The organism is Bdellovibrionota bacterium (genome assembly GCA_035292885.1).
Taxonomy (GTDB): Bacteria; Bdellovibrionota_G; JALEGL01; order JALEGL01; family DATDPG01; genus DATDPG01.
This window is the reverse complement of sequence record DATDPG010000034.1, coordinates 1-4,313: the sequence shown is the minus strand read 5'-3', so window position 1 is coordinate 4,313 and position 4,313 is coordinate 1. Positions and strand designations below refer to the sequence as shown.

Annotated in this window: 4 protein-coding genes; 2 read left to right on the top strand and 2 right to left on the bottom strand. The window is 50.7% G+C overall.

From position 1 onward, the window contains the following. Nucleotides 1-205: 205 nt before the first annotated feature. Nucleotides 206-928, bottom strand: a complete 723-nt coding sequence (locus tag VI895_02690; protein HLG18708.1) for a GIY-YIG nuclease family protein — start codon at nt 926-928, stop codon at nt 206-208. A 103-nt stretch (nt 929-1,031) separates the two neighbouring features. On the opposite strand from VI895_02690, the gene VI895_02685 reads away from it, so the two are divergent. Together VI895_02685 and VI895_02680 are read left to right on the top strand one after the other, a co-directional pair. Further along, nucleotides 1,032-1,418 carry a hypothetical protein gene (locus VI895_02685; protein HLG18707.1) on the top strand — a complete coding sequence of 129 codons (387 nt, stop codon included), beginning with the start codon at nt 1,032-1,034 and terminating at the stop codon, nt 1,416-1,418. Continuing rightward, complete coding sequence (locus VI895_02680; GenBank protein ID HLG18706.1) at nt 1,415-2,281, top strand: type II TA system antitoxin MqsA family protein; 867 nt, start codon at nt 1,415-1,417, stop codon at nt 2,279-2,281. Before VI895_02685 ends, VI895_02680 begins: the two co-directional genes overlap by 4 nt. A 182-nt stretch (nt 2,282-2,463) precedes the next feature. Here VI895_02680 and VI895_02675 read toward each other — a convergent pair whose 3' ends face one another. Then, nucleotides 2,464-3,930, bottom strand: coding sequence for an IS4 family transposase (locus VI895_02675; GenBank protein ID HLG18705.1), 1,467 nt, complete (start codon nt 3,928-3,930; stop codon nt 2,464-2,466). Between the last annotated feature and the right edge of the window lie 383 nt (nt 3,931-4,313).

The window sequence follows — 4,313 nt, the reverse complement described above, 5'->3', positions numbered from 1 at the left end:
GGAGAGAGAACGCAAATTCCATCAGGGCCCGGAGACTGAAAACCTCCAACCAGAGGCCGGATACATGGCAGCATCTGATCTTTCTTTTGTTACCTCTTACAACTTTGTCCTTGCAAACGAGGGCGGGTCCATACATGGGGTGTGGATATCCCCCCGTTAAAAACACTTGGGGCTTTGCCCCAATCCCCTTGGAAAGGAACGTCCCCTACATGAATTTTCGGCGTTTGAAGGCGGCTATGTCGGCCGCCACAAGCTCGAACCATTCGCCATGTTTTCGTTTGGCTTCGAAGCGCTTGTGCCAGTAGGCTTCGATTCCAACAGGATCATCCGTCCGAATCGTGTGAACGGTGCTGGCCTTTTCAGGGAGCTGGATCGCAAGCTCATATTCTCTGCGACCGGCGGCATTGGATCTTCCAATCTTATAAAAGCGCCCGGATTTGATGAGATAAACAAAGCCGATTTCCTCGCCATTGGACGCGGCGCCTTCGCGCGGCGTTGTGCGAGTGCTCGAAATGTATTCTGAGCACAATGTGACTATGTCGTCATAATCATCACGACTCCTACAGTGCTCAAGAACCTTCTCCGCCAGATCAAATTTCGATCCAAATTTGTCGAAGGTGGTGTTGCTGGGAAATTCTGAATCCATTCGCGTCTCAAGACGTAAGTCTCCCCCGGAGGGAAGACGCCCGAGCTTACGGACCAAGCCAATATATTTCTCAAATAGGTATTCATCCTTGTACGCGGTCTGTAGCTGATTTGGCCCGAAACCTGCCTCGGCTAGGGCATCGTTCCAACGTGCCCAGTGTTTACCAAACCAGTCAGATTTTTTAATTCCGGTCTCCGCACGGAACCTCTGTTCGCCCAGAGGTTTGCTGTTGTTAGCTTTAGCAGTTCGCCGAATTTCCTGGAGGATGTGCTCCTTTGTCATCGGGCGTGGTATATCGAATCTCAGGCTAAGTATCCAATAGGAAAGGGAATCATTGAAAGTTCAAGAATTTTTAGTATCATTTGATACCACCATTTGATACAGTATGGTAAAGCAGGCGAAAACGGAGAGGCCGAGTGTACGGGAACTCAACAAGAAGCTGCAGGAGGCGCGCACGGCGTTGGAATGCGGAAACGGGTTGTTTGCAAACGTGCGTAGTGCAGCGGGCGAACTCAACGACCTGCGGCTCGGGGATTCGGGCGACGTATGGCCGCTGATCTTGGAGCTGCTGGATGAGATCGAACCGGAAAATTATGTGGGGCGGCGGCCGCCGGAGAGGTCGTATGAGGCGAAGATTTATGGAAAGGAACTTTTCGCGTTTGCCTGGGAGAGCGAACGTCTTAGAGAGCGGATGTATTTGAAATTCGCGCTGCAAGAAGGGCGTTTTTATTACGTCTCTTTGCATCCCAGTAAAGAGAGAGGTGAGCTATGAAGTGTTTGGCATGTGGAAATACAAAATTTGAAGACAAGAAAACCCGGATGGAGGTTCGGGTGAAGGATACGCCGCTTGATGTGATCGTGTCGGCAATGGTGTGCACGAAGTGCAACGAGTCGATGATGAACGACGAGCAGATGAATCGGCTTCGAAAAACTGCGGCCGATGAGTATCGGCGGCGGAACAAATTGCTCACTTCGAAGCAGATTTGTGATTACCGGAAGGCTCTCGGAATGTCACAGAAGGAATTTGCGAAGTATTTGAGCGTAGGCGAGGCGAGTATCAAGCGCTGGGAGACTTTTTACGTCCAGGACCCGGTTCAAAATGAACATATTTTGCTGAAGTGCGATCAAGGCTCGGCAGAGGAAAACGCGCTCGAGGTCTATTGGAAAAATCATGATCCAGACATTTACAGTGGACATCATCGTTTTCGATTCGAAATTTTTGAGCAGGTTGTCTTGTGTCTTCTACCGTATGCGAAAAGCCCGCTATACCTGAACAAAGCTTTGTTCTACGCCGACTTCCTGCACTTCAAGAATAACGAAAAGTCCATCACCGGAACACGATACGCGACTCTCGAATACGGACCTTGCCCCGATCAATATCAGAATCTGTTTGGGGCGATGCTGCGTGATGGATCCATTGAAAAAGATAGTGGGCATGATTTAAGGGGAAAGAAAAAACCGAACGCCGAACTCCTTGACGATTCAGAACGACGGACCATTGAGGCTATTGTAGAAATTCTTAAAAAGCGAGGAGAGTCTGTACTCTTCAAGTTGTCGCATGAAGAAGTAGGCTTCAAGAAAACGCCGGCTTTTTCGCTGATTAGCTATGAACATGCGAAGTCATTGAGGATTTAACGTGAAAGGTGTCGATAGTGTCCGGTGATTTGGAAATCTGCGAGAAATATATCTTGGATTCCTATTTGAGTTCCTCCGATTTCAACGGCGTTGAACTGGAAAATTTGTCGAGGTCATTACGGATGGATAAGGCAATGCTTTTCCCGGCACTAAAGGGCCTCGTGAAGGCACGACGCATAGATCTAATATCCGGTCAGGACGTCGCAAATCCACATATTCGCCATATTGGAAGACCTAGAGATATCGAGGGGCAGATTAGTTTTCTTGAGAATGAAGGCGATCGCCCTGTATGTGTTTACCCAACGTCGAAACTTTTGAAGCGATTCAGCCGCCGTTTTAAGGATAAACCTTATACCACTGCTGTCCAAGACAGGACAGGTTTGAGCAAGGAGTCCGCATAGCAAGGGCATTCCCGAGCGATCTGTAGCGTATTTCTGAGCCTGGTCCCCCTTGGCGTTGGCCGGCTGTCCAAGAAACGGCAAGGGGAGGCTGAGCTGAACGGAAGAGGGAGTCAGCGGCGGCGTTTGGAACGGGTCATCGAGCCATGCCCGCAAATCCCGATAGGTAAAGAGGTTCAGGCGCAACATGGAGGCCAGGTTGGAAAGAGACCAGCGGGCTTTGGAGAGATGATGCAGCCATTTGAGGAGGAGCATGGCGATCAAGGCTGTCCAAATCTGGATCCGGAGAGCGTTCTCGCTGGTTCCCACGAAGGTTTTGATCGTTAAGTTCTGCTTGAGCGCTTTGAAGAACAGCTCGATCTCCCAGCGATCTTTGTAGATCGCGGAAATGGTCGTGGCCCCAAACTCCAGGTGGTTCGTTACGAAAACGAGTTCCCTCTGGTGTTTGTCATCCCAGACCACGACCCGTCGCAGAGCCTGCGGACAATGCTTTTCCGCATAGAATCCGGTCCATCGAATGATCTCGTCGGAGAGGATGTTGCTGTTTTTGGGAACCTTCCGTTTCTCGATCACTTCGTAGACAGCGTTGTCCTTCATCCGCGTGACAAAATAGATCCCCCGTTCGGTCCACTTCCCAAACAGCTTGTAGTCGTTATAGCCCCGATCGTCCGTCACAATGGAGCCGGCGGGGAGGGAGAGATACCGGGTGATCCGGACATCGTGGAGCTTGGCGTTGGTGATATGGACAAAGGCAGGCATGTAATCGTCATGATCCAACAGCACGTGGACCTTGACGCCGCCTTTGGCTCGCCGAAACTCCGCCCAGGGGAACAAAGCCAAGCAGAGCGAGATCGTGGTGGAGTCTAACGACAAGAGCTTATTTTTGAACCGGAACTTCCCCTTCCGCTGGCCGACGCCTTCTTCCGACCGAAACCGCGCAAGCGCCACCCAAAACAGCTTCTCGAACAACCCGGCCGGGCGATGCTCGTTGGCATAGGATAGGGTCGACTTGTTGGGGGCCCGCCCGATCCCCAGATGAACCAGTTTTCCCAAACAACACGAGAGTCCGTTGCAAATCTCCCGGAGAGAATCCGCGTGAGCCATTTGGCTGAACAACATCGCGACCAACTGGGTCCAGCAAGAGAATCCTTTCGCTCGCCATTCGGCTCGGTGCTCCTTCACCAAGAGCTGGAACTCGTTCCGGGGAAAATGTTGAAGAAGTTGACTGAACAAACTCGCCGTCCGTAGCATGACTCGTCCTCCTGGTTTGGTTGTGATGAACTGCGCAAAAGGAATTTACTTCTGGACGAGGAGGACGTCTTTTTCTCTGTATTTCGTTCGGAGGACAGAAAAACGCCGGCGGAATTGATTCCAATCCCGAACGCCGGCCTACTCGACTCTAACTTTTTAGGAAATTCTCAAACCTGTCTTGGACAAGAGTGACCTTATACAAAGGTTCTATTTGAGGGCGGCTCTCAACTTGATCCAAAATTTTGAGGTTCCGTCAATAGGTGTGTAAAAGTTCAGGCGGCTTTTTTCCAATTTTGTTGATTCACTCGTAGCCCATCTTCAAATTTCACTCCGAGGTACACCTCCTTTAAGAGTTCCGGAGCGTTGAGCTTCCGGAATCTCGT